Origin of the sequence: Sphingobium limneticum (assembly GCF_008710165.1) — a bacterium.
In the GTDB taxonomy this organism is placed as follows: domain Bacteria; phylum Pseudomonadota; class Alphaproteobacteria; order Sphingomonadales; family Sphingomonadaceae; genus Sphingobium; species Sphingobium limneticum.
In genome coordinates this window covers 169118-191540 of record NZ_VYQA01000003.1, presented here as the reverse complement: position 1 = coordinate 191540, position 22423 = coordinate 169118, and the positions used below count along the sequence as shown (strand labels likewise).

Genomic DNA, 22423 nt, shown 5'->3' with positions numbered 1-22423 from the left:
ACGGCTTCCCACCATCAAAGCAAGGACTCAAATCAGTCCCTTGTTACGGTTGCGTGACAAGGGGCTGGATAATCACAGGATTTCCAGAACCTTGTCCTGCGGGCGGCAGAAGCGGACGCCCTTTTCCGTTTCGACGAAGGGGCGGTTCACATAGGCGGGGTTGGCCGCCATTTCGTTCAGGATCGCGTCGCCATCCATGTCGGGCAGGCCGCGTTCTTCGGCATCGGTGCCCATCTTGCGGATCGCTTCGGCCGGGGTCAGCCCGGCGTCGGCGAACAGCTGGACCAGTTTGTCGCGGGTGAAGGGGGTCTTGAGATATTCGACCACCTCCACCTCGACGCCCGGCGTTTCCTCAAGGATCGCCAGCGTCTTGCGCGACGTGCCGCATTTGGGATTATGCCAGATGGTGGCCTTCACTGGCCATCCTCACGGGCGAGCCATTCTTCCAGCCACTTGATGGTATAGTTGCCGTCCAGAAATTCCGGATCGCGCAGCAGGGCCTGATGCAGCGGGATGGTGGTCTTCATCCCTTCGATCACATATTCCTCCAGCGCGCGGCGCAGACGCATGATCGCACCTTCGCGGGTGCGGCCATAGACGATCAGCTTGCCGATCATGGAATCGTAATAAGGTGGTACCTTATAACCCTGATACAGGCCGCTATCGACGCGGACGTGCATGCCGCCGGGAACATGATAGCTGGTCACGGTGCCCGGCGAGGGCGCGAAGGTCTTGGGATCTTCCGCATTGATGCGGCATTCGATCGCATGGCCGGTGAAGCGGATATCGTCCTGCGTGACCGACAGCGGCTTGCCTTCGGCGACGCGGATCTGTTCGCGCACCAGATCGAGGCCGGTGATCATTTCCGTCACCGGATGTTCCACCTGAAGGCGGGTATTCATCTCGATGAAGTAGAATTCGCCATTTTCCCACAGGAATTCGATCGTGCCGGCGCCGCGATAGGCCATGTCGGCCATGGCCTTGGCACAGATGCCGCCGATGCGTTCCCGCTCGGCCTGCGACAGGACGGGCGAGGGGGCTTCTTCCAGCACCTTCTGGTGACGGCGCTGGAGCGAGCAGTCGCGTTCGCCCAGATGGATGGCATTGCCATTGCCGTCGCCGAACACCTGAATTTCGATGTGGCGCGGGTTGCCCAGATATTTTTCGATATAGACGGTCGCGTCGCCAAAGGCGGCCTTCGCTTCCGAACCGGCCTGCTGCATCAGCGTTTCGAGGCTGTCGGGCGAGGTGCACACCTTCATGCCGCGACCGCCGCCGCCCGATGCGGCCTTGATGATCACCGGATAGCCGGCGGCTTCGGCAATCGCCTTGGCTTCTTCCACATCGCTGACCGCGCCGTCCGAACCGGGGACGAGCGGCAGGCCCAGCGCACCGGCGGTGCGCTTGGCTTCGATCTTGTCGCCCATGGTGCGGATATGTTCGGGCTTGGGACCGACGAAGGCGAGGCCGTGCGCTTCGACGATCTCGGCGAACTTGGCGTTTTCCGACAGGAAGCCGTAACCGGGATGGATCGCGTCCGCGCCGCTGATTTCCGCTGCCGAAATGATGGCGGCGATGTTCAGATAGCTGTCCTTGGCCGCGGGCGGCCCGATGCAGATGGCTTCGTCGGCCAGGCGCACATGCATGGCATCGGCGTCGGCGGTGGAGTGCACCGCGACGGTCTTGATGCCCATTTCATGGCAGGCACGGTGGATGCGAAGCGCGATCTCGCCACGGTTGGCGATCAGCAGTTTCTCGATGGCCATAAGCTTGTGCGGGCCTTATTCGATGACGATCAGCGGCTGGTCATATTCGACCGGCTGACCGTTATCGACCAGTACGGCCTTGACCGTACCGGCGACGGGCGCGGCGATCGCGTTCATGACCTTCATGGCTTCGACGATCAGGATGGTTTCGCCGGCGGCGACCTGCGCACCCACGCGGGCGAAGGGAGCGGAGCCGGGTTCGGCCGACAGATAGGCGGTGCCCACGATCGGCGACTTGACCACCGTGCCCGACGGCAGAGCAGCTTCGCCAGCAGGTGCAGCGACGGGGGCCGCGACAGGTGCAGCGGCAACGGGGGCGGCGGCCGGCGCGGCGGCATAGACGGGCGCAGCGGCCGATGCGGCCTTGCGAGCGACGCGGATCTTGCGATCGCCATCCTCAACCTCAATCTCGGTGAGGTTGGTGTCGTCCAGCAGCGCAGCGAGATCGCGCACCAACTGTACGTCCACCTGCATTGCGCCCTTTTCTTGTTTGTCGGTCATGTGAAGTCCCTGGCCGGTGAATATCGTTTCTGGTGCCCGCGCCTATGCGCATTTACGGCAAAGCGCAACTTTCGTGCGCCAAAACGTAAGGCGTTACAGTTCCAGCGCGGCTTCCAACGCCAGCATGTAGGACATGGGGCCAAAGCCCGCGATGGTGCCCTTGGCCGCCATGCCGACATAGCTTTTATGGCGGAAAGGCTCGCGCTTGTGCGGGTTGGAGAGGTGGATTTCGATAACGGGCACGGTGATGCCTTTGATCGCGTCGTGCAGCGCGATCGACGTGTGGGTGTAGGCGCCGGGATTGATGATGACGGCATGGGCGCCCTCCGCATGGGCTTCCTGCAACCAGTCGACCAGGTAGCCTTCATGGTTCGACTGGCGGAAGACGATCTCCACATGGGCGCGGCCGGCGACATCCTCCATGCGTTCGGCAATGTCGTCCAGCGTGTCGTAGCCATAGATTTCCGGCTCGCGCGTGCCCAGCATATTGAGGTTGGGGCCATTGAGAACGTAGATTTTGCGCGTGTCGGCCATGGCGAACCCTTCTGATGTTGCTTGGCGGGCAAGGCCGCCCCTATATGCGCACAATCCTTAGCCCTTCCCGTCTCGCCTAGTCGAGACTCCTTCTTGTCCGGGACAGCGCAGTGAGCATAGACGGCACCATTTCCATCCACATCAATGGCGAGCATCGCCGCATCCGCGACGGGCTGACGCTGGCGGACCTTGCGAGCGAACTGGGATTCGTGCCGGAAAAGGTGGCGGTGGAGCGCAATCTGGAGGTCGTGCCGCGTTCGACCCTCGCGCAGGTCAAGGTCGAGGATGGGGACGAATTGGAGATCGTGCATTTTGTTGGTGGTGGCGATGTCGCCGCAGTCGTTGACGATAGTTGGAGCGTGGCGGGCAAGACGTTTCGGTCGCGCCTGCTCGTCGGCACCGGCAAATATAAGAGTTTCGAGCAGAATGCGGCGGCGGTGGCCGCTTCGGGCGCGGAGATCGTGACCGTGGCGGTGCGCCGGGTCAATGTGAGCGACCCCAAGGCGCCGATGCTGACCGACTTTATCGATCCGAAAAAGATCACCTATCTGCCCAATACGGCGGGCTGCTTCACAGGCGAGGATGCGATCCGCACTCTGCGGCTGGCGCGGGAAGCGGGCGGCTGGGATCTGGTGAAGCTGGAGGTGCTGGGCGAGGCGCGTACGCTCTATCCCGATATGGTGGAAACGCTGCGCGCGACCGAAGTGCTGGCCAAGGAAGGCTTCAAGCCGATGGTCTATTGCGTGGACGATCCGATCGCGGCGAAGCGGCTGGAGGATGTCGGCGCGGTGGCGATCATGCCGCTGGGCGCGCCGATCGGGTCGGGCCTGGGCATCCAGAACAAGGTGACGATCCGCCTGATCGTGGAGGGCACCAAGTTGCCGGTGCTGGTCGATGCGGGTGTGGGCACGGCGTCGGAAGCGACCGTGGCGATGGAGCTGGGCTGCGCCGGCGTGTTGATGAACACCGCGATCGCCGAGGCGAAAGACCCGATCCTGATGGCCGCCGCGATGAAGGCGGGCGTGGAGGCGGGCCGCATGGCCTATCGCGCCGGGCGCATGGGCAAGCGACTCTATGCCGATCCGTCGAGTCCGCTGGCCGGGCTGATCTGAGCCGGCGCGACGCGACAGTCGCGCGACAGGGCGAAGTTCACAGTGTCGTCGGCCTATTCGGGCCGGACGCGCTCGCGAGGCTTTCGCGAAGCGCCTGTGCCGCGTCACGCGCGCGGCGGTTGGGTCACATGTGCGCGTCATTGGTGCGCCATCGGGGCGACGCGGACGCGCGCTAGAGGTGGCGTGTACTGGATGATCGCTCGACAGGCGCATTTTGGCGTTTGCGCGAGAGCGAGGGGCTGGGGGCAGGGTGGCAGGCGGCGGTTCCATTCCGCAGGTTAGATCGAAGGCCGGCCGGGTAGGAAAGCGGTTTGTGGTCGAGGCGATTGGCGGCTTTTCAAGGGTCGCTTGCGCTTTGATCGGCTTTCCCGTAAAGGCGCCTCTGCAATCGGTCGGTCCGCCGTCCGTACTCTGACGACTCCAGGGCGCCCGCATGGGGCATCGGATGGACGCTGGCCGGCGAGGTTTCGCCCGCCGGCGATTTTGTCGTTTGATGGGTGAGCATGGTTTTCCGGGCCTTTCGGTCCAAATGAGGTGATGATGTTCGATTCGCTAAGCGATCGTCTCAGTGGGGTATTCGACAAGCTGCGTGGGCGCGGTGCGCTTACGGAGGACGATGTCCGCGCCGCGATGCGCGAGGTGCGAATCGCGCTTCTGGAAGCCGACGTCGCGCTGCCCGTGGTGCGCCAGTTCGTCGATCAGGCGACTGAAAAGGCCGTCGGCAGCGATGTGCTGCGCTCGGTCACGCCCGGCCAGATGGTCGTCAAGATCGTATCCGACACGCTGACCGAGACGCTGGGGTCCGAAACCAGCGACCTGATGATCGACGTGGCGCCGCCCGCCGTCATCATGATGGTCGGCCTTCAGGGTTCGGGCAAGACGACCAGCACGGCGAAGATCGCCAAGCGGCTGAAGGAAAAAGAGCGCAAGAAGGTGCTGATGGCGTCGCTCGACGTCCAGCGTCCGGCCGCGCAGGAACAGCTGGCGGTGCTGGGTACGCAGACCGACGTCGCGACCCTGCCGATCGTTGCCGGGCAACAGCCGGTCGATATCGCCAAGCGCGCGTTGCAGGCGGCGAAGCTTCAGGGCTTCGACGTGGTCATGCTCGATACCGCAGGGCGCCTGCATGTCGATCAGGCGCTGATGGACGAGATGAAGGCGGTGGCCGACGTCACCAATCCCGCCGAAATCCTGCTGGTGGTCGATTCGCTGACCGGGCAGGACGCGGTGAATGTCGCGACCAGCTTTACGAGCCAAGTGCCGCTGACCGGCGTGGTGCTGACCCGTATGGACGGCGATGCGCGCGGTGGTGCGGCGCTGTCGATGCGGGCCGTTACCGGCCGTCCGATCAAGTTCGCCGGCACGGGCGAAAAGCTGGACGCGCTGGAGCCTTTCCATCCGGCCCGCGTGGCGCAGCGCATCCTGGGCATGGGCGACGTCGTGTCGCTGGTCGAACGCGCCGCCGAGACGATCGACGCGGAAGAAGCCGACAAGCTGGCCAAGAAGATGGCCAAGGGTCAGTTCGACATGAACGACCTGCGCAGCCAGCTGAACCAGATGCGTCGCATGGGTGGCCTTGGCGCGCTGGCGGGCATGCTGCCCGGCCTCAAGAAAGCGCAGGCGGCGATGGCCAATAGCGGCGCGAACGACAAGACGCTGATCCATCTGGACGCGATGATCGGTTCGATGACGCCCAAGGAGCGGGAAAAGCCCGCTTTGATCAACGCCAAGCGCAAGATCCGTATCGCCAAGGGCGCCGGCCGCACCGTGCAGGACGTCAACCGCCTCCTGAAAATGCATCAGGAAATGGAAGGCGCGATGAAGAAGATCCGCAAGATGGGCGGCCTCAAAGGGCTGGCCAAGATGTTCACCGGCGGCGGCATGGGAGGCCTTGGTGGTCCCGATGGCGGCGCGGGTGGCGCGCCCGACCTGTCGGGTCTGGGTGGCCTGGGCGGATTGGGTGGCAATATGCCCAAGCTGCCGCCCGGCTTTCAGAATTTCATGAAGAAGTGAAGTAACCCGTCATCCCAGCGAAAGCTGGGGCCTCACTGTCCCTGAAAGGCAAGAGAGGCGCCAGCTATCGCTGGGATGGCAATCCTAAAGAGCAGTTGAGTTAGAAAGGTTTAGTTCCATGGCAACCTCCATCCGTCTGTCGCGCGGCGGCTCCAAGAAGCGCCCCTATTACCGCATCGTCGTGGCCGACAGCCGCGCACCGCGTGACGGCAAGTTCATCGAGCGCATCGGCAGCTACAACCCCGTTCTGCCAAAGGGCGACGAAAAGCGCGTCGTTCTGGACATCGATCGTGCCAAGCACTGGGTCGAAGCCGGCGCGCAGCCGACCGACCGCGTCGCCCGCTTCCTGGACGCCGCTGGCGTGAAGGAGCGCAAGGTGCGCAACAACCCGAACAAGGCCGAGCCGGGTCAGAAGGCCAAGGATCGCGCCGAAGATCGTGCTGCCAAGGCTGCCGAAGCCGCTGAAGCTGCCGAAGCCGCCAAGGCTGCTGCCGCTGAAGCCGCTGCCGCTCCGGCCGCCGAAGAAGCGCCGGCTGAAGAAGCTGCTGCCGAACAGGCTGAAGGCTGAGCATAATGACAGACAAGCCCGTCACTCTGGCCGCGATCATCGGTGCGCATGGGGTGGCGGGCGATGTCCGTCTGAAGCTCTTTGGTGAAGGGGCGGAAAGCCTCAAAAGCTACAAGAGCTTCGATGTGGCGGGGCGCACGCTGACGTTGAAGTCGGTGCGCCCCGGCCCCAATGGCGCGGTGGCCCGCTTTGCCGAAATCGGCGATCGCGGCGCGGCCGAAGCGCTGCGCGGTACGGCATTGACCGTGCCCCGCTCCGCCCTCCCGCCACTGGCCGAGGGCGAATATTATCATGCCGACCTGATCGGCCTGCCCTGCACCGCCAGCACCGGCGAAGCGCTGGGCACGATCATCGCGGTCGAGAATTTCGGCGCGGGCGACATCATCGAGGTAGAGCGTCCGGCGGTCGAGGGCCAGAAGGCCAAGCGTTTCATGGCGCCGATGCATGCGGTTACCGTAGGCGACGACAGCGCCGTAATTGACGCGGCCTTCACGGAATAGTATATACTCTTCGTATATACGGAGGGTCCGTTATGGGCGAAGAGTATAAGGCCAAGATTTTCAAATCGGGCAACAGCTTGGCGTTGCGCCTGCCCAAGGCTCTGGGCCTCGCCGATGGCGAGGAAGTCGTGGTCATCCCCCATAACGATGGCAGCTTCTCCTTCTGGAAGCAGGATCAGTCACAAGAGATATTGCTGGGCCTGTATGGCAGCATGTCGGCGGGCTTCATGAGCGATGGGCGCGGTGACGTCGATCAGGCGGATCGTGACTGGGGTGATGATGGCGGCGCGACGGCGGCTGCGTGACTGAACTTTCCCATCTGCTCGACACCAATGTCTGCATTGATTTTCTGTTGGGGCGTAGTGCGCCTTTGGCCCAGCGCATGGCAGCCAGCCTAGGCGCTTTGGCCGTATCTGCGGTGACGGCAGCGGAATTGCGGGTGGGTAGCCGCATGTCGGCCGATCCGGACGGCGATATGCGGCGGATTGATACGTTCCTGTCTCTGATGCAGGTTGTGGCCTTCGACGATGCGGCGTCGCATATCTATGCGAACGTGGTACGACAGGTTGGGGTGCGTCGTCGTGGCTTCGATCGGTTGATCGGAACGCAGGCGCTGGCTCTGGGCCTGATACTGGTCACGCGCAATGATCGAGACTTCGCTGATATTCCCGGCCTGAAAGTGGAGGATTGGACGCAGTGACGGGGCGCTTCTTCTCATGGTCGCTGTGCCTGGCCCTGGTGCCGGCGACAGCGCAGGCAGCCGATGAGAGGAAAATCGAGGCGGCTCTGCCGGCCATCGACAAGCTGTTCGCCGATTTTCAGGTGGATAGCCATGCGCCGGGGCTGGTCTATGGCATCGTTGCCAATGGACGGCTGGTCCATGTGAAGGGGCTGGGGGTGCAGGATCTGGTGCAGAAACGCCCGGTGACGCCCGACAGCCTGTTCCGCATCGCGTCGATGACCAAGGCGTTCACGGCGCTGTCGATCCTCAAGCTGCGCGAGCAGGGCCAATTGTCGCTCGACGATCTGGCGGAAACCCATGTGCCCGAAATGCGCGGCTGGACCTATCCGACCAAGGACAGCCCGCATATCCGCATTCGCGACCTGCTGACCCATAGTGCGGGGCTGGTCGACGACAATCCCTGGGGCGATCGGCAGACGCCGCTGCCGGAGGCGGACTTCACCCGCATTCTGCAACAGGGCGTACCGTTCAGCAGCGCGCCGGGCAGCCACTATGAATATAGCAATTTCGGCTTCGCGCTGCTGGGGCGGATCGTCGCCAACGTCTCTGGCCAGCCCTATCGCCGCTATGTCGAGCGGACTCTGCTGACGCCGCTGGGCATGGCGTCGAGCGGCTATGAGATCAGCGAATGGCCGGTCGAGCGGCGGGCGATCGGCTATCGCTGGGAAGATGGTCGGTGGAAGGCGGAGCCGGCGATGCGCGATGGCGCGTTCGGCGCGATGGGCGGGTTGCAGACGAGCGCGAATGACTATGCGCGCTGGGTCGCTTTCCTGCTGTCCGCCTGGCCGGCGCGGGATGACGCTGACGATGGGCCTGTGTCGCGCGCCTCGGTCAGGATGCTGGCGGAGGGGAGCAATTTCGTCACCATCGCCCAGCGCAATGGCGCGAGCGGGCCGTCGGCCTGCCGTCAGGCGGCGGCCTATGGCTTTGGCATGCGGATCGCGCAGGATTGCGACCTGGGCCTGACGCTGGCGCATGGCGGCGGTTATCCGGGCTATGGCAGTCATGTCATGCTGATGCCCGACCATGATGTTGGGATCTTCGTCTTCACCAACCGCACCTATAATGGCGGCGCGGGTCCGGCCTGGGACGCGGCGATGGCCTTGCAGAAGGCCGGTGCGCTGGTCGAACGGGCGCTGGCGGTGTCGCCGTTGCTGGCGGAGGGCTATGCGACGGCGGGGCGCATCTATGCCGCGGGTGACGTGGGCGTGGCGCGGGACCGGTTGGCAATGAATTTCCAGATGGACAGCGAGTTGGACAGCTGGCGGCGGAAACTGGCGGGACTGAAAACGGAGGTCGGGGCCTGCCAGAGCGATGCGCCGATCAAGGCGAGCGGTGGCCTGTCCGGCAGTTTCACATGGGTTTGCGAGAAGGGTCGGGTGAGCGGATCGATCCTGCTGGCGCCGACGCGCGAGGCGCAGATTCAGGAATTGAAGCTGGCGGTGAAGCTGCCCTGACGCGGGCCGGGGTTGAGGCGCAACTGGACGGGGCAGCGCGCATCGCCTAAGCGCGGGCCATGGCGCAAATCCTTACCGCAATCTACCTGTTCGCAATGCTGGCCGCAGGTTGGCGCCTGTTCGGCGTCGACTGGTCGCGCGGGGCGAAGCTGTCCACTGCCGTAACGCTGATCTGCCCGATCCCGCTGCTGTTGCTGGTTCCGGCGTTGCTGCATCCCGGTCGGCCCTTTGGCGACCTGATGCGAGCGGGTGGGCTGATCTTGCTGCTGTGCGGGGCGCTGTGCATGGCGGGTGGCGTGTCGGCCGCCTGGGTCAGGACGCGACGCGCATGAGCTTTGCCGCGCAGATATTGACCCTTTACCCCGATATGTTTCCGGGGCCGCTGGGGACTTCGCTGGCAGGCAGGGCGCTGGCGGACGGTAAATGGTCGTGCGACCCGATCCATATCCGCGATTTCGCCGCCGATCGGCACCGTACCGTGGACGATACGCCGGCAGGCGGCGGGGCCGGCATGGTGCTGCGCGCGGACATATTGGCGCAGGCGGTCGACCATGCGCTGGACAAGCGGCCCGATCTGCCGGTGCTGGCCATGACGCCGCGCGGCACGCCCATCACGCAGGCGCGGGTGCGGGCATTGGCGCAGGGACCGGGCGTGACGATCCTGTGCGGCCGGTTCGAAGGGTTTGACGAGCGGATTTTCGACGCGCGCCCGATCGAGCAGGTCAGCATGGGCGACATCATATTGTCCGGCGGGGAAATGGCGGCTTTGCTGCTGCTCGATGCTTGTGTTCGGCTGCTTCCCGGTGTAATGGGCGCGGCTTCCAGCGGAGTCGAGGAGTCCTTTGAAACAGGCCTGCTCGAATATCCGCATTATACCCGCCCGGTGGAATGGGAGGGTCGCGCGATCCCGCAAGTGTTGCGATCGGGGGATCATGCGAAGATCGCCGCCTGGCGGAAACACCAGGCGGAGGCAGATACACGGCTAAGGCGGCCGGACCTTTGGGAACGTCACATCGGCGTTCGGGACCGTTCGCCCTCTGGTGCGCAGCAAAAGACCAAGGACTGACGTTACATGAACATCATCCAGCAGATCGAGGCGGAAAACATCGCCGCTCTCGCCAAGGATATTCCCGAATTCCGTCCCGGTGACACCCTGCGCGTCGGCGTGAAGGTCATCGAAGGCGAGCGTAGCCGCGTTCAGAACTATGAAGGCGTATGCATCGCCCGTTCGAACAAGGGCATGGGTTCCAACTTCACCGTGCGCAAGATTTCGTTCGGCGAAGGCGTGGAGCGCGTATTCCCGCTCTATTCGCCCAACCTCGATTCGATCACCGTCGTCCGTCGTGGCGTGGTGCGTCGCGCGAAGCTCTACTATCTGCGCGGCCGCACCGGCAAGCGCGCCCGTATTGCCGAGCGTCGCGACAACCGCGAAGGTTAATGGCACGACGGTCGAGCGTTTAAAAACGCTTCTTGACAGTTGTAAAAATGAAACAGGCGGTGACCCCCGGGGTCGCCGCCTTTTTCTTTATGTTACAGATATTTGAATTGCTCAACGGTCGCCCGGTAATAGGTGCCTGCGCGAGGATTTTGCAGTGCGGCATAAATAGCATTTCGCCTGATGGCGGATTTATGTCAGCCTTCCGTTTCCAGACATTGCTGAGTGTTTCCATTCCGGAGTCATATGGTTTCGAGGAAGAAGACGTTCATGCCAAATACAGAGGTATATTTAAGATAATAAAAAATATCAGGGAGAGGCCTCTTCGATAATATATTAGGGGGCTGTTTCATGAACTATAGAGGTCTGGTTTCTCGCGCGGCGATTGCCATCGCGATAAGTTCTTCTTCTGCTGTATTTGCCCAGGATAGCGCGCCGCAGGCTGCTGCAGTTGATGAGGGCGCCGCCATCATCGTGACCGGCACCCGCGCCACCGGCGTGACCGCCGCCGAAAGTGCCGCACCGATCAAGGTGCTGGACGCCGCCAGCCTCGAAAAGGTCGGGCAGCCCAACCTCAATCAGATACTGACCCAACTGGTCCCCTCCTTCACTGCCGAGGCCTTTGGCGGCGATACCGCCAACCTGACCCTGTCGGCCCGCCTGCGCGGCCTAAGCCCCAACCATGCGCTGGTTCTGGTCAACGGCAAGCGTCGCCATGGCACGTCCAACCTGCATGTGCTGAGCGGTCCCTATCAGGGTGGCGCCGCGCCCGACCTCGACATGATCCCGCCCGGCGCGATCGGCCGGATCGAGGTGCTGGAGGATGGCGCCGCCGCCCAATATGGGTCGGACGCGATCGCCGGCGTCATCAACATCATTCTGAAGGACGACAAGGACAGTATTTCGGGCAGCTTTACCGGTGGCCAATATTATGAAGGCGATGGCACCACTTTTTCGGGCAGCATCACCTTCGCGCCGAAGATCGATGACGACACCTATCTGAACTTCACCATGTTCCACCGCTATCATGGCTTCTCGCAGCGGGGCGGCGTGGATTCACGCATCTACAACGAAGATGGATCGATCCGGAGCGATGTGAGCGCGGCGCATGCGGCGATGGTGGCCGTGGGCCTGCCCAACGCCCCTTATACCAACCGCATCGTCGGCGACTCCCGCTCCACGCTCAGCACCATCATGTATAATGCCGGTCATGATTTCGGCGGTGTCGAGCTTTATGCCTTCGGCAGCTATGGCCGGCGTGAAGCCAGCGCTTACGAAAATTACCGGCAGCCCTGGCGTGTGTCGCGATCCCCGGTTCTGGGCGTCGCCGGGGAGCAGATCCTCTACAGCGCGACCGGCTTCAACCCGCGTGAGGCGATCAAGGAGGATGATTTCTCCAACACCGGCGGGATCAAGGGGGAAGCCGGCGGTTTCCGCTGGGATATCAGCACCACTTATGGCCAGGATTATGCCAAGCTGTTCACGTTGGATTCGGCCAATCGCACGCTGTTCATCAACACCGGAAAAACGCCGGGCAATTTCTATGACGGCTTCCTGAAGGCGTCGGAATGGACCACCAATATCGACATCGCCAAGGAGATAGAGGTGGGGCTGGCCGCGCCGGTCAACGTCGCATTCGGCGGGGAATATCGCGAAAATCTGTTCCAGATCGGCAAGGGCGACTTTGCGTCGACCTATTTCGAGGGCGGGCAATCCTATCCGGGTTTCCTGGCGACGGACGCGGGCAAGCATAAGCGCGATAACAAGGCGGCCTATCTGGACGTCGCGCTCAGCCCGGTCGATATCTGGAAGATCGACGGCGCGGTGCGGTTCGAGGATTATAGCGATTTCGGCACCAAATGGACGTGGAAGGTGACGAGCCGCGTCGACTTCACCGATCAGGTGGCGCTGCGCGGCACGGTGAGCACCGGTTTCCGGGCGCCGTCGCTGCTCGAATCCTATTATAGCTCGACCAATGTGGGGCCGACATCGGCCTATGTGCAATTGCCGCCGAACAGTGCCGCCGCCAAGCTGCTGGGCTATGACGACCTGAAGCCGGAAACATCGACCAACTACAGCCTGGGCCTGGTGCTGCGGCCCATTCCCAAGCTGAACATCACGCTGGACGCCTATCAGGTGAAGATGAAGAACCGCATCGTCGGCACCGGGTCGATCGTCGGGCTGACCGGTGGCGTCGTCACCAACCAGGCGGTGCTGGATGCGATCGCGGCGCATGGCAATGTGCTGGATCCCTATGTGCTGGAAGTGGGTGATGCGGGCATCAACCTGTTCACCAACGGCGCGGACACCCGCACCCGCGGCGTCGACCTGACCGCCAGCTATCCGACCCCGGTGGGCGAAGGATCGATCCTGTGGACGCTGTCGGCCAATTACAACACGACCAAGATCACCAGGCTGCGCCTGCCCGAAGATCTGTACGCGGCGGATGCGCGCAGCGTGCTGGAGAAGGCATCGCCCAAATATAAGGTGATTGCGGGCGGCCTGTTCACGCTGGGTGGCCTGAGCGTCACTCTGCGCGAAACCTTCTATGGCAAGTCGTCGCAGGTCGTCATCTACAACGGTACGACCCCGACGGTGCGGGCCGGGGCAGCGGCGATCACCGATCTGGAAGTCAGCTATGAACTGGCGAAGGGGCTGACGCTGAGTGCCGGCGCGAACAACCTGTTCGACAAGAAGGCATCGACCGTGCCCAATGGTCCGGACGGCCTGCCGATCGATGGCGGCGCGGTGCTGGATGCGCCTGTCACCTTCACGCCGTACGGCATCAACGGCGGCTACTGGTACGGCAAGGTCGGCTTCAAATTCTGATTTGATATCGACGCGTGAAGGCCGGTCCCTTGCATGGGGCCGGCCTTTGCTGTTTCAGGCAGGCCCATGACACGACTGACCCACCGACTGGCGACCATCGCCGACGAAGCCGTTCTGTCCGCCCTGATGACGCGGGCGATCGAGCAATTGCAGGCGAGCTGGCTGACGCCCGAGCAGGTGGCGGCCAGCCATGGCTTCATGGGGCTGGACAGCCGGCTGATTGCCGATGGCACCTATTTCGTGATCGAGGACAAGAGCGACATTGCCGGCTGCGGCGGATGGAGCCGGCGGGCGACGCCCTATGGCGGCAATCATAGCGCAGGGCGCGACGACCGGGCGCTGGACCCCGCGACCGAGGCGGCGAAGGTGCGGGCGATGTACACCCATCCCGATCATGTGCGGAAGGGCGTGGGGACGTTGATCCTGACGCTGTGTGAGGCGGCGGCCAGGGCGGAGGGGTTCGGCGCGCTGGAACTGTCCGGCACGATGGCCGGGGTGCCGCTCTATCGCAGCTTCGGGTTCGAGGGCGTGCGCGAATTCGAGGATAGCGGTGTGCCGATGCTGCTGATGCGCAAGGTCATAGCTTAGAGCATGATGCCGTGAGGCTGATTTAAAAGGCGCGTTCCCCGGCGAAGGCCGGGGTCCAGTTCAGAGCGTGGGACTGGACCCCGGCCTGCGCCGGGGAACGCTAAGTCTTTAGGCACCGCAGGTTTTCATCTTCCTCCGCAGAGACGCCGAGAAGAAAGGGGTTCAGGCGTTGCGGCTGGTGAACCAGAGGCCGGCGAGGCTGATGAGCGCCGCTGCCGACATATAGAGGCCGACAAGGCCCACGCCCTGCATGCCGATCAGCCAGGTGGCGACGATCGGGGCCAGCGCGCCGCCGATGATGCCGCCCAGGTTAAAGGCGAAGGACGCGCCGGTATAGCGCAGCTGGATGGGGAAGAGGGCGGGAAGATAGGCGCCCAGCGGCCCGTAGATGAAGCCCATGACGAACAGCGCGAGGCTGAGCGCCACGAAGATCGGCAGCAGCGCGCCGGTGCCGATCAGCGGGCCGAAGACCAGGCCCATCGCCACCGTGCCGACGCAGCCCCAGGCGAGCGCGGTGGTCGGCGTGGTGCGATCCGACCACCAGCCGGCCAGCACGATGCTGACCGCCATGAACAGGATCGCGCCGAGTTGAATGGCGAGGAAGATTTCCCGGTCGATCTTGAGCGCGGTGGTGCCGTAGCCGAGTGCAAAGGCGGTCGCGATATAATAGACCGCGAAGCAGGCGGCGCAGGCGAAGGTGCCGGCGATCGCGGCGCCGAGGTGCGAGGAAAGCACGGTGGCCAGCGGGACGGCGGGCGGCGGCGTTTCCTTCTGCGCAGCGGCGAATTCGGGCGTTTCGGTGAGTTTTAGGCGGACCCAGAGGCCCAGGATCACCAGCACGGAACTGCCGATGAAGGGCAGGCGCCAGCCCCAGGCGAAGAAGTCTTCGTCGGACAGGAAAGCGCCCAAGAGCAGGAACAGCCCGTTGGCGGCGATGAAGCCGACCGGGGCGCCAAGCTGCGGGAACATGCCGAAGCGCGCGCGCCAGCCGGACGGGGCATTCTCCACCGCCAGCAGCGCCGCGCCGCCCCATTCGCCGCCCAGGCCGAAGCCCTGACCGAAGCGCAGCAGGCACAGGATCAGCGGCGCCCAATAGCCGATCATCTGATAAGTGGGCAGGAAGCCGATGAGCAGCGTGCAGCCGCCCATCAGCATCAGCGAGGCGACCAAAGTCGCCTTTCGTCCGATACGGTCGCCATAATGGCCGAACACGGCCGCGCCGACCGGCCGAGCGAAGAAGGCGAGGGCCAGGCTGCCATAGGACGCCATCAACTGCGCGGAGGGCGAGGAGGCGGGGAAGAAGAGCGAGGGGAAGATCAGGCTGGCGGCGGTGGCGTAGATGTAGAAGTCGTAAAATTCGACCGCCGTGCCGATCAGGCTGGCCGCGAGCACCCGCTTGTGCCGCCACATCTCTCCCATGCCGCTCGTCTGTGTCACGTCTTTTCGCCCCCGTCTTTCCCGCATTCTGTTCCGCCGATCGGTTCCCCGGCGAAGGCCGGGGTCCGGATCGAAGCGTGGAACTGGACCCCGGCCTTCGCCGGGGAACGCTATGTTATCCGCGCTGCCGTTTCTGGTTCAGCAATTCATAGGCCATCACCGCCGTCGCCACGGCTGCGTTCAGACTGTCGGCCTTGCCCAGCATCGGCATCTTTACCAGCTGGTCGCATTCGGCCTCATAGGATTCGGGCAGGCCCTGCGCTTCGTTGCCGACCAGCAGGAAGCTGGGGCTGGCGTAGCGGGGTTCCTGATAATCCTGCGTGGCTTTCAGGCTGGTGCCGATCAGTTCGCCGGGGCCTTCGCGCAGCCAGTGCATGAATTCGCCCCAGCGCGCCTGGGTGATGGATTGGGTGAAGAGCGCGCCCATGGAGGCGCGGACCGATTCGACCGAAAAGGGATCGACGCAATCGTCGATCAGGATGAGGCCGCCCGCACCCACGGCGTCGCCGGTGCGCAATATGGTGCCCAGATTGCCGGGATCGCGGAGCGACTGGGCGACGATCCAGATGTCGGCCGTGCTGCGATCCAGTTTGTTGAGAGGGGTCAGCCGGTCGCGATAGACGCCGACCACGGCCTGCGCATTATCCTTGCCGCTGATCTTGGACAGGATGTCGGGCGTGGTTTCGATGACGTCGCCGCCGGCATCCTCGATCGCGTCGATCAGTTCCAGCGCCAGCGGATGCGTCGATCCGGCGTGGAACAGCATTTCGGGCAGCACGCCTTCCTCGCGCGCTTCGGTCAGGATGCGCAGCCCTTCGGCCAGGAACAGCCCCTCCGCCTTGCGATGCTTCTTTTCCCGCAAGGATCGGACGCGCTTCACCAGCGGGTTTGAAAATCCGGTGATTTCGCGTGCCACGGTCGTTGCTGGTCCCAAAAGAGCGGAGGAAGCGGCCTCCTTACCCATGGAAAGGCGAAAAGGACAGGGGGCAGGTTATGATGATCGTTCCGCGATGGATTTGGGGCGCGAATTTTGCGAAGGGACGGACATGGATGCCAAAACGCCCCCGCCGCTGAACGTCACGCCGAAAATCGAGGATGGCTTCTTCCTTGGCGTCGTGCTGACCGTGTCGATCGCTTTTGCGATGGTGATCGAGCCGTTCTTTGCCGCCGTGCTGTGGGGCGTGATTGCCGCGATCGTGTTCGCCCCGCTCAACCGGCAGATATTGTCGGCGATCCCCAAGCACCCCAATGGCGCGGCGCTGATCACATTGCTGCTGATCCTGGGCGTGGTGATCGTCCCGGCCTTCGTGCTGGGTGCGGCCTTGTTGCAGGAAGCAGCCTATTTCTATGGCAAGATCCAGTCGGGCGAGATTAATTTCGTGCGACTTTTCTCCGATACGATCGCGGCCCTGCCGGACTGGTTGCGGCCCTATGTCCGGCGGCTGGGCCTGACCAATTTCTATGCCGCGCAGGAAATGGTGACGAAGGGCGTGACCAGCAGTTTCCGCACGCTGGCGGCGCAGGCGTTCCAGATCGGGCAGAGCGCGTTCAGCTTCCTCGTCGCGCTGGGCGTGATGCTGTACCTGACCTATTTCCTGCTGCGCGATGGTGAGGCCTTGTCGCAGCGGATCGCCACCGCTGCGCCGTTGCGGCCCAGTCAGCGGACGGCGCTGATCGAGCAGTTCGTCATCGTCATCCGCGCCACGATCAAAGGGAGCATCGTCGTCGCCATCGTTCAGGGGCTGATCGGCGGCATCGTCTTCTGGGCGCTGGGGATACAGGGCGCGTTGCTGTGGGGGGTGCTGATGGGCGCCTTCTCGCTGTTGCCGGCGGTGGGGACTGGCCTGATCTGGGTGCCGGTCGCCATCTATCTGTTCGCCACCGGGGCGATCATCAAGGCGGTGATATTGGTGGTGTGCGGCGTGCTGGTGATCGGGATGGTCGATAATGTGCTGCGCCCGATCCTGGTGGGGCGCGACACGCGCATTCCCGATTATGTGGTGCTGATTTCGACGCTGGGCGGGCTGGAGCTGTTCGGCTTCAGCGGGATCGTGATCGGCCCGGTGATCGCGGCGCTGTTCATCGCGACATGGAATATCTTCACGCGGATGCGCGGCGCGGATGCGGTGGTTGAGGGGTAGGAGGCGGGTCCATTTTCGTGAGGTGGCATCCCCCTCACCCAGCTGCGACTAGGCAGCAAGCTGCCAAGTCTGCGCAGCCCTCTCCCCCCAGGGGAGAGGGGTATTTATCTCACTCTTCGCCGAATTTATCTTCGACCAGGCCGACCAGCTTGCCCAGGGAATCGACGGCTTCGGGGCCGGTGGCCTTGATGATGATGCTGTCGCCCATGGCGGCGCCCAGCATCATCAGGCCCATGATCGACGTGCCGGTGACATGGTTGCCGTCCTTGCTGACGACGATGTCGGCCGGCAAGCCGCTCGCCAGGGTCACGAATTTGGCGCTGGCGCGGGCATGGAGGCCGCGCTTGTTGCTGATACGGACTTCCTGGCTGATTTCATTCATGTGGTGCTGCCCAACAGTTCCGACGCTACGCTGATATATTTCTGCCCCGCTTCGCGCGCGGCGGCAACCGCGGCGCGCACGTCCATGACCTTGCGCGCGCTTTCCAGGCGGATGAGCATGGGCAGGTTGATGCCGGCGATCACCTCAATCTCGCCCGCCTTGAGCAGGGAAATGGCGAGGTTGGAGGGCGTGCCACCGAACAGGTCGGTCAGCAGGATCACCCCCGATCCGCTGTTCACGCGAGCGACGGCCGTCGCGATATCCGCGCGGCGCAATTCCATGTCGTCTTCCGGCCCGATGCAGATCGTTTCGATCTGCTGTTGAGGCCCGACCACATGTTCCATGGCCACGACGAATTCGGTCGCCAGCGACCCATGGGTGACGAGTACGAGTCCGATCATGTGCTTTCGCGGCCCACCTTTGTCATGATTATGCTTTCGGGCCTCCCGGACGACGCTTCTCCAGACCATCCTGGGGCGTCGATTCAATATTGCGGTGCAAGATGGTGGGCGAAAAGCCGGCCTCTTGCAAGTATTTCGCGACACGTTCCGCCACATGGACGGAGCGGTGCTTGCCCCCCGTACAGCCGAACGCGACGGTGATATAGGCTTTTCCGCCCTCCGAATAGCGCGGCAGCAGGGTGGTCAGCAGATCCTCGATCTTGCCCACCGCTTCGTCATAGGCAGGGTCCGCAGCGATGTAGGCGGCGACTTGCGCGTCCAGACCGGTTTTCGGTCGCAGGTCCGCGTCCCAGTGCGGATTGCGCAGAAAGCGCATGTCGAACATCAGGTCGGCATTGCGTGGCACGCCGCGCGAAAAGCCGAAGGACAATATGGTCAGCACCGGGTCGGACAGGCGCTCGCGCGAGAAGCGGTTGCGAATTTCCTGTTGCAGCGAGTTGCTGGTGAAGCCGGTGGTGTCGATCACCTGCGTCGCCCAGCGGCGCAGCGGTTCGGTCAGTTCGCGTTCGCGGGCGATGCCGTCGGCGGCCGGGCGGTCGAGCGCGAGCGGGTGGCGGCGGCGCGTTTCGGCAAAGCGGCGCTCCAGTTCGGTGCCGGAGCAGTCGAGGAACAGGGTTTCGATGTCATGGCCATGGCGTTCGCGCATCGCCTTGATCCGCTGGACGATGGCATTGGCGTCGAAATCGCGGGTGCGCGCATCGATGCCCAGCGCCAGCGGCCGTTCGTCCGCGCCGGCATGACCGGCGGGCAGGGGGGTGTCGAGCAGCCGGTCGAGCAGGACGAGGGGGAGGTTGTCGACCACTTCCCAGCCCATATCCTCCAGCGTCTTGAGTGCCGTGGTCTTGCCGGCGCCGGAAAGGCCCGACAATAGGAGTATGGTCTTGGGCTGGGTCATGCTGCGTCCAGTCCCAATGTGCGCAGCGCCAATTCGACCTTGATCGGGGCGGAGGCTTCGAACGGGGAGATCTTCACCACCGGCACGGCGATGCCGGCGACGGTGCGATGGACCGGTTCCAGCGGCATGCGATCGACCGTATCGAACAGGTCGGCGATCAGGGCGACCGGCGCGTCGGACAAGGCGGCCATGGCGACGATACCGATGCCGCGCACCTCCATCTTGCCCCGGATCGTGTCGGGCGCGGTGGCGACCAGCCGGCCGTCGATACGCTTGACCAGGGTATAATCGTCACTGACCAGGGCGGCGCCACGGTCGATCAGGCGCAGGGCAAGGTCGGACTTGCCGCTGCCGCTTGGCCCGCGCAGCATGACGACGCGGCCATCAATGGCCACGCTCGTTGCATGCAGCGTCTCTGATGAAAGTGCGCGCGCCATAACCCCTTGGCGATCCTTCTAACCTGAGTTGCAGGGGATAGCTATGCCTTTGGCGGGCGATCCTTCGTCCTATTCCGACACGATGCCCGGATCGCGCGCCACCGCCATGGGCAGGCGGACGACGAAGCGGGCGCCGTTCTGCGCATCTTCGCGGTCGCCGATTGCGATCTTGCCCTGATGCCCCTCCACGATCGACCGAGCGATGGCAAGGCCCAGGCCCGAATGTTTGCCGAACGTTTCCCCTTCCGGCCGGACGCTGTGGAAGCGGCGGAAGATATGTTCGCGCTCCGATGGCGGGACGCCGGGGCCTTCATCTTCGACACTGACCAGCACCTGATCGTCGGCGACGGTGGCGATGATCCGGACCAGCCCGCCTTCGGGCGAGAAGGAGATGGCGTTGTCGATGAGATTGTCGAGGACGCGGATCAGTCGGCCTTCTTCACCCAGCACCACCGCGACATCCTTGCGCGGGCGGGCGAAGGCGAGGCGGACGCTGCGCGGCACGCCGCGCGCCTCCCGCGCGATCACCATCTTTTCGATGAGCAGGCCAAGATCGATCGGCTCGAACCGGGTGCGGGAGAGTTCGGCATCGACGCGCGAGGCTTCGGCAATGTCGGTGACGAGGCGGTCGAGGCGGCGGACGTCGTCCTGCGCGATGGCCATCAACTGTTCGCGCAGGTCCGGGCGATCCACCCGGTCGAGCGCGTCGAGAGCGGAGCGGAGCGAGGCGATCGGGTTTTTGAGCTCATGGGATACGTCGGCGGCAAAGGCGTCGGTCGCGTCGATCCGCTGGCGCAGCGCCAGGCTCATGTCGGATAGGGCGCGGGCGAGCATGCCGATTTCGTCGCGCCGTTCGGGCAGGCGAGGCACCGTCACTTCCCGCGCGCGACCCAGACGCACGCGAACGGCGGCGCGGGCAAGGCCCTGAAGCGGGCGGACGATGGTGCGGGCGAGGAAGAGCGAGAGCAGGACCGAGGCCAGCACCGCGACGGCCAGCACCATGCCCAGCCGCAGCCGTTCGGCCCGGACGATGCGGGTGATGTCGCGGGCATTTTCGGTCGCGAGCAGGCTGGAGCCGTCGCGCACCGGCGCGGCGGCCGAGATCATGAAGGTGCGGTCGGGGGCGTAGCGGTTGAGCGCCTGCGGCCGGCCGGACTTGCGCGCCAGCAGCAGTTCGGGCCAGGCGTCGGCGCGATCGACCGTCGGCTCCTCGAAGTCGGGGGGACGGTCGGCGGACACGATCTTGTCCACCGCCTTGTCGAGGAAGCGGGCGACATGGCGCTGCCATTCCTCTTCGGACGGGGAACGAAGGCGATAGCGCGGCGCATCCATGGTGAAGCTGTCGGCGATCAGGCCGCCGCTCGGCGCATAGCGGCGCACCCGGTCGCCGGTCTGGCGCGAATAGGCCGCGATCAGCGCATTGTGCCGGTCGGCCGGGGCATTTTCCAGGCCGATGGCGAGCAGTTTCAATTCACGCGCCGACTGTTCCAGCCGATCGTCGACGATGCGGGTGCGATAGCTGTCGAGATAGAAGAAGCCGCCCGCCAGCAAGGCAAGGGCGAAGACGTTGACCGCCAGAATGCGCGGCGTGAGGCTCAGTCGCCCCGACCAGCGCACCGACAGCGGCACGCAGTCATTCTTCGGAGAATCGGTAGCCGGCGCCATAGAGGGTGTCGATTGCATTGAAGTCGGAATCCACCTCGCGGAATTTGCGCCGCAGTCGCTTGATATGGCTGTCGATCGTGCGGTCGTCGACATAGACGTCGTCCTGATAGGCGGCGTCCATCAACTGGTTGCGGTTCTTGACCACGCCGGGGCGCTGCGCAAGCGTTTCCAGGATCAGAAATTCGGTGACGGTCAGGGTCACGTCCTGCCCGTTCCATTTCACCCGATGGCGCGCGGGGTCCATTTCCAGCCGGCCACGGATGATCGGGTCGGCCACCGGCTGGTCCGGGGCGTCGGGCGTCTTGCTGACTTCGGCGCGGCGCAGGATGGCGCGGATGCGGGCGAGCAGCAGGCGTTGCGAGAAGGGTTTGGCGATATAATCGTCCGCGCCCATGGCCAGGCCCAGCGCCTCGTCCAGTTCATCCGCCTTGGACGTCAGGAAGATGACCGGCATCTGGCTCTTTTCGCGCAACCGGCGCAGCAATTCGATCCCGTCCATGCGGGGCATCTTGATATCGAAGACGGCAAGGTCGGCGGGATTGTCCAGCAATGCCTTCAGCGCGCCTTCGGGATCGGAATAGATGCGCGTCAGAAAGCCTTCGGTCTGAAGCGCGATCGACACCGATGTCAGGATATTCTTGTCGTCATCCACCAGGGCGATGGTTGCGGTCATGCAGGGTCCCGTGATCGTGAGAAAGGGGGATATGGAGCCAGCGTTAGACGAAGGTGCGCCATGTCGCAAGGAAGGGGCTGGGCGGACATGGTCGGTCGATCCTGCGGTACAAGCGTCGAAATTCGGGACATATGGGGTATTTCGGGGATTTGACGCTGTGTGCGCAAAGCCCTATGCCAATGCCTGTCAGCAGCAAGAGACGCCGCGTTTATACAAGTGGCGCTCAAGGGGCGGATCGATCGCATTCGCAAACAGCGAAGCGGTAGGGAAACCATATCAGGAGTAAA

Annotated in this window: 26 protein-coding genes; 14 read left to right on the top strand and 12 right to left on the bottom strand. The window is 63.9% G+C overall.

The features are described from left to right. Nucleotides 1-72: 72 nt before the first annotated feature. The 4 genes from F4U95_RS05560 to aroQ form a co-directional block, all read right to left on the bottom strand. Nucleotides 73-417, bottom strand: coding sequence for an arsenate reductase family protein (locus tag F4U95_RS05560; protein ID WP_150424900.1), 345 nt, complete (start codon nt 415-417; stop codon nt 73-75). Next, nucleotides 414-1766, bottom strand: a complete 1353-nt coding sequence (accC, locus tag F4U95_RS05555) for an acetyl-CoA carboxylase biotin carboxylase subunit (protein ID WP_120249231.1) — start codon at nt 1764-1766, stop codon at nt 414-416. The genes F4U95_RS05560 and accC overlap by 4 nt, the downstream gene beginning before the upstream one ends. Before the next feature lie 15 nt (nt 1767-1781). Next, entirely contained in the window at nt 1782-2267 is a 486-nt protein-coding gene (gene accB / locus F4U95_RS05550) for an acetyl-CoA carboxylase biotin carboxyl carrier protein (protein WP_120249232.1), read from the bottom strand. A 93-nt stretch (nt 2268-2360) separates the two neighbouring features. Continuing rightward, on the bottom strand, nt 2361-2801 hold the full coding sequence (gene aroQ, locus F4U95_RS05545; RefSeq protein WP_120249233.1) for a type II 3-dehydroquinate dehydratase: 441 nt from the start codon (nt 2799-2801) through the stop codon (nt 2361-2363). 110 nt (nt 2802-2911) lie between these two features. On the opposite strand from aroQ, the gene thiS reads away from it, so the two are divergent. From thiS to F4U95_RS05485, 13 genes are all read left to right on the top strand, one after another. After that, the gene (gene thiS / locus F4U95_RS05540) at nt 2912-3913 is read left to right on the top strand and encodes a sulfur carrier protein ThiS (protein ID WP_150424899.1); all 1002 of its coding nucleotides are present in this window, start codon (nt 2912-2914) and stop codon (nt 3911-3913) included. A 537-nt stretch (nt 3914-4450) separates the two neighbouring features. After that, nucleotides 4451-5926, top strand: coding sequence for a signal recognition particle protein (gene ffh / locus F4U95_RS05535; RefSeq protein ID WP_150424898.1), 1476 nt, complete (start codon nt 4451-4453; stop codon nt 5924-5926). A 118-nt stretch (nt 5927-6044) separates the two neighbouring features. Beyond that, a complete protein-coding gene (rpsP, locus tag F4U95_RS05530; protein ID WP_150424897.1) occupies nt 6045-6494 on the top strand; it encodes a 30S ribosomal protein S16 in 450 nt (149 codons plus the stop codon). 5 nt (nt 6495-6499) lie between these two features. Next, on the top strand, nt 6500-6994 hold the full coding sequence (gene rimM / locus F4U95_RS05525) for a ribosome maturation factor RimM (RefSeq protein WP_150424896.1): 495 nt from the start codon (nt 6500-6502) through the stop codon (nt 6992-6994). A gap of 32 nt (nt 6995-7026) precedes the next feature. Beyond that, nucleotides 7027-7299, top strand: a complete 273-nt coding sequence (locus tag F4U95_RS05520; RefSeq protein ID WP_150424895.1) for an antitoxin — start codon at nt 7027-7029, stop codon at nt 7297-7299. Then, a complete protein-coding gene (locus F4U95_RS05515; RefSeq protein WP_150424894.1) occupies nt 7296-7694 on the top strand; it encodes a type II toxin-antitoxin system VapC family toxin in 399 nt (132 codons plus the stop codon). The genes F4U95_RS05520 and F4U95_RS05515 overlap by 4 nt, the downstream gene beginning before the upstream one ends. Further along, nucleotides 7691-9193 carry a serine hydrolase domain-containing protein gene (locus tag F4U95_RS05510; protein WP_211363948.1) on the top strand — a complete coding sequence of 501 codons (1503 nt, stop codon included), beginning with the start codon at nt 7691-7693 and terminating at the stop codon, nt 9191-9193. The genes F4U95_RS05515 and F4U95_RS05510 overlap by 4 nt, the downstream gene beginning before the upstream one ends. Nucleotides 9194-9252: 59 nt before the next feature. Continuing rightward, nucleotides 9253-9525, top strand: a complete 273-nt coding sequence (locus tag F4U95_RS05505) for a hypothetical protein (RefSeq protein WP_150424892.1) — start codon at nt 9253-9255, stop codon at nt 9523-9525. Then, nucleotides 9522-10259, top strand: coding sequence for a tRNA (guanosine(37)-N1)-methyltransferase TrmD (gene trmD / locus F4U95_RS05500; protein ID WP_150424891.1), 738 nt, complete (start codon nt 9522-9524; stop codon nt 10257-10259). Before F4U95_RS05505 ends, trmD begins: the two co-directional genes overlap by 4 nt. Before the next feature lie 6 nt (nt 10260-10265). Next, the gene (gene rplS, locus F4U95_RS05495; RefSeq protein ID WP_150411837.1) at nt 10266-10631 is read left to right on the top strand and encodes a 50S ribosomal protein L19; all 366 of its coding nucleotides are present in this window, start codon (nt 10266-10268) and stop codon (nt 10629-10631) included. Between the two features lie 47 nt (nt 10632-10678). Continuing rightward, nucleotides 10679-10960, top strand: a complete 282-nt coding sequence (locus F4U95_RS24890; RefSeq protein WP_150443118.1) for a hypothetical protein — start codon at nt 10679-10681, stop codon at nt 10958-10960. A 19-nt stretch (nt 10961-10979) separates the two neighbouring features. After that, nucleotides 10980-13457, top strand: coding sequence for a TonB-dependent receptor plug domain-containing protein (locus F4U95_RS05490; protein ID WP_150424890.1), 2478 nt, complete (start codon nt 10980-10982; stop codon nt 13455-13457). A gap of 66 nt (nt 13458-13523) precedes the next feature. After that, nucleotides 13524-14045, top strand: a complete 522-nt coding sequence (locus F4U95_RS05485; protein ID WP_150424889.1) for a GNAT family N-acetyltransferase — start codon at nt 13524-13526, stop codon at nt 14043-14045. Between the two features lie 162 nt (nt 14046-14207). Here the strand turns inward: F4U95_RS05485 and F4U95_RS05480 are convergent, their stop codons facing one another. Together F4U95_RS05480 and F4U95_RS05475 are read right to left on the bottom strand one after the other, a co-directional pair. Next, the gene (locus F4U95_RS05480; RefSeq protein WP_150424888.1) at nt 14208-15509 is read right to left on the bottom strand and encodes an MFS transporter; all 1302 of its coding nucleotides are present in this window, start codon (nt 15507-15509) and stop codon (nt 14208-14210) included. A gap of 88 nt (nt 15510-15597) precedes the next feature. Further along, entirely contained in the window at nt 15598-16398 is an 801-nt protein-coding gene (locus F4U95_RS05475; protein WP_150424887.1) for a TrmH family RNA methyltransferase, read from the bottom strand. 130 nt (nt 16399-16528) lie between these two features. Between F4U95_RS05475 and F4U95_RS05470 the strand changes: the two genes are divergently transcribed. Beyond that, the gene (locus F4U95_RS05470; RefSeq protein ID WP_150424886.1) at nt 16529-17623 is read left to right on the top strand and encodes an AI-2E family transporter; all 1095 of its coding nucleotides are present in this window, start codon (nt 16529-16531) and stop codon (nt 17621-17623) included. 109 nt (nt 17624-17732) lie between these two features. Here F4U95_RS05470 and F4U95_RS05465 read toward each other — a convergent pair whose 3' ends face one another. The 6 genes from F4U95_RS05465 to F4U95_RS05440 form a co-directional block, all read right to left on the bottom strand. Continuing rightward, on the bottom strand, nt 17733-18005 hold the full coding sequence (locus tag F4U95_RS05465) for an HPr family phosphocarrier protein (protein WP_120249247.1): 273 nt from the start codon (nt 18003-18005) through the stop codon (nt 17733-17735). After that, nucleotides 18002-18406 (bottom strand): PTS sugar transporter subunit IIA, encoded by a 405-nt coding sequence (locus F4U95_RS05460; RefSeq protein WP_056683923.1) that lies wholly within the window; start codon nt 18404-18406, stop codon nt 18002-18004. Before F4U95_RS05460 ends, F4U95_RS05465 begins: the two co-directional genes overlap by 4 nt. A 28-nt stretch (nt 18407-18434) precedes the next feature. Further along, nucleotides 18435-19361 (bottom strand): RNase adapter RapZ, encoded by a 927-nt coding sequence (gene rapZ / locus F4U95_RS05455; protein ID WP_120249248.1) that lies wholly within the window; start codon nt 19359-19361, stop codon nt 18435-18437. After that, the gene (locus F4U95_RS05450; RefSeq protein WP_120249249.1) at nt 19358-19798 is read right to left on the bottom strand and encodes an HPr kinase/phosphorylase; all 441 of its coding nucleotides are present in this window, start codon (nt 19796-19798) and stop codon (nt 19358-19360) included. Before F4U95_RS05450 ends, rapZ begins: the two co-directional genes overlap by 4 nt. A gap of 69 nt (nt 19799-19867) precedes the next feature. After that, the gene (locus tag F4U95_RS05445; protein WP_150424885.1) at nt 19868-21463 is read right to left on the bottom strand and encodes a sensor histidine kinase; all 1596 of its coding nucleotides are present in this window, start codon (nt 21461-21463) and stop codon (nt 19868-19870) included. Further along, a complete protein-coding gene (locus F4U95_RS05440; protein ID WP_120249251.1) occupies nt 21432-22136 on the bottom strand; it encodes a response regulator transcription factor in 705 nt (234 codons plus the stop codon). The genes F4U95_RS05445 and F4U95_RS05440 overlap by 32 nt, the downstream gene beginning before the upstream one ends. Between the last annotated feature and the right edge of the window lie 287 nt (nt 22137-22423).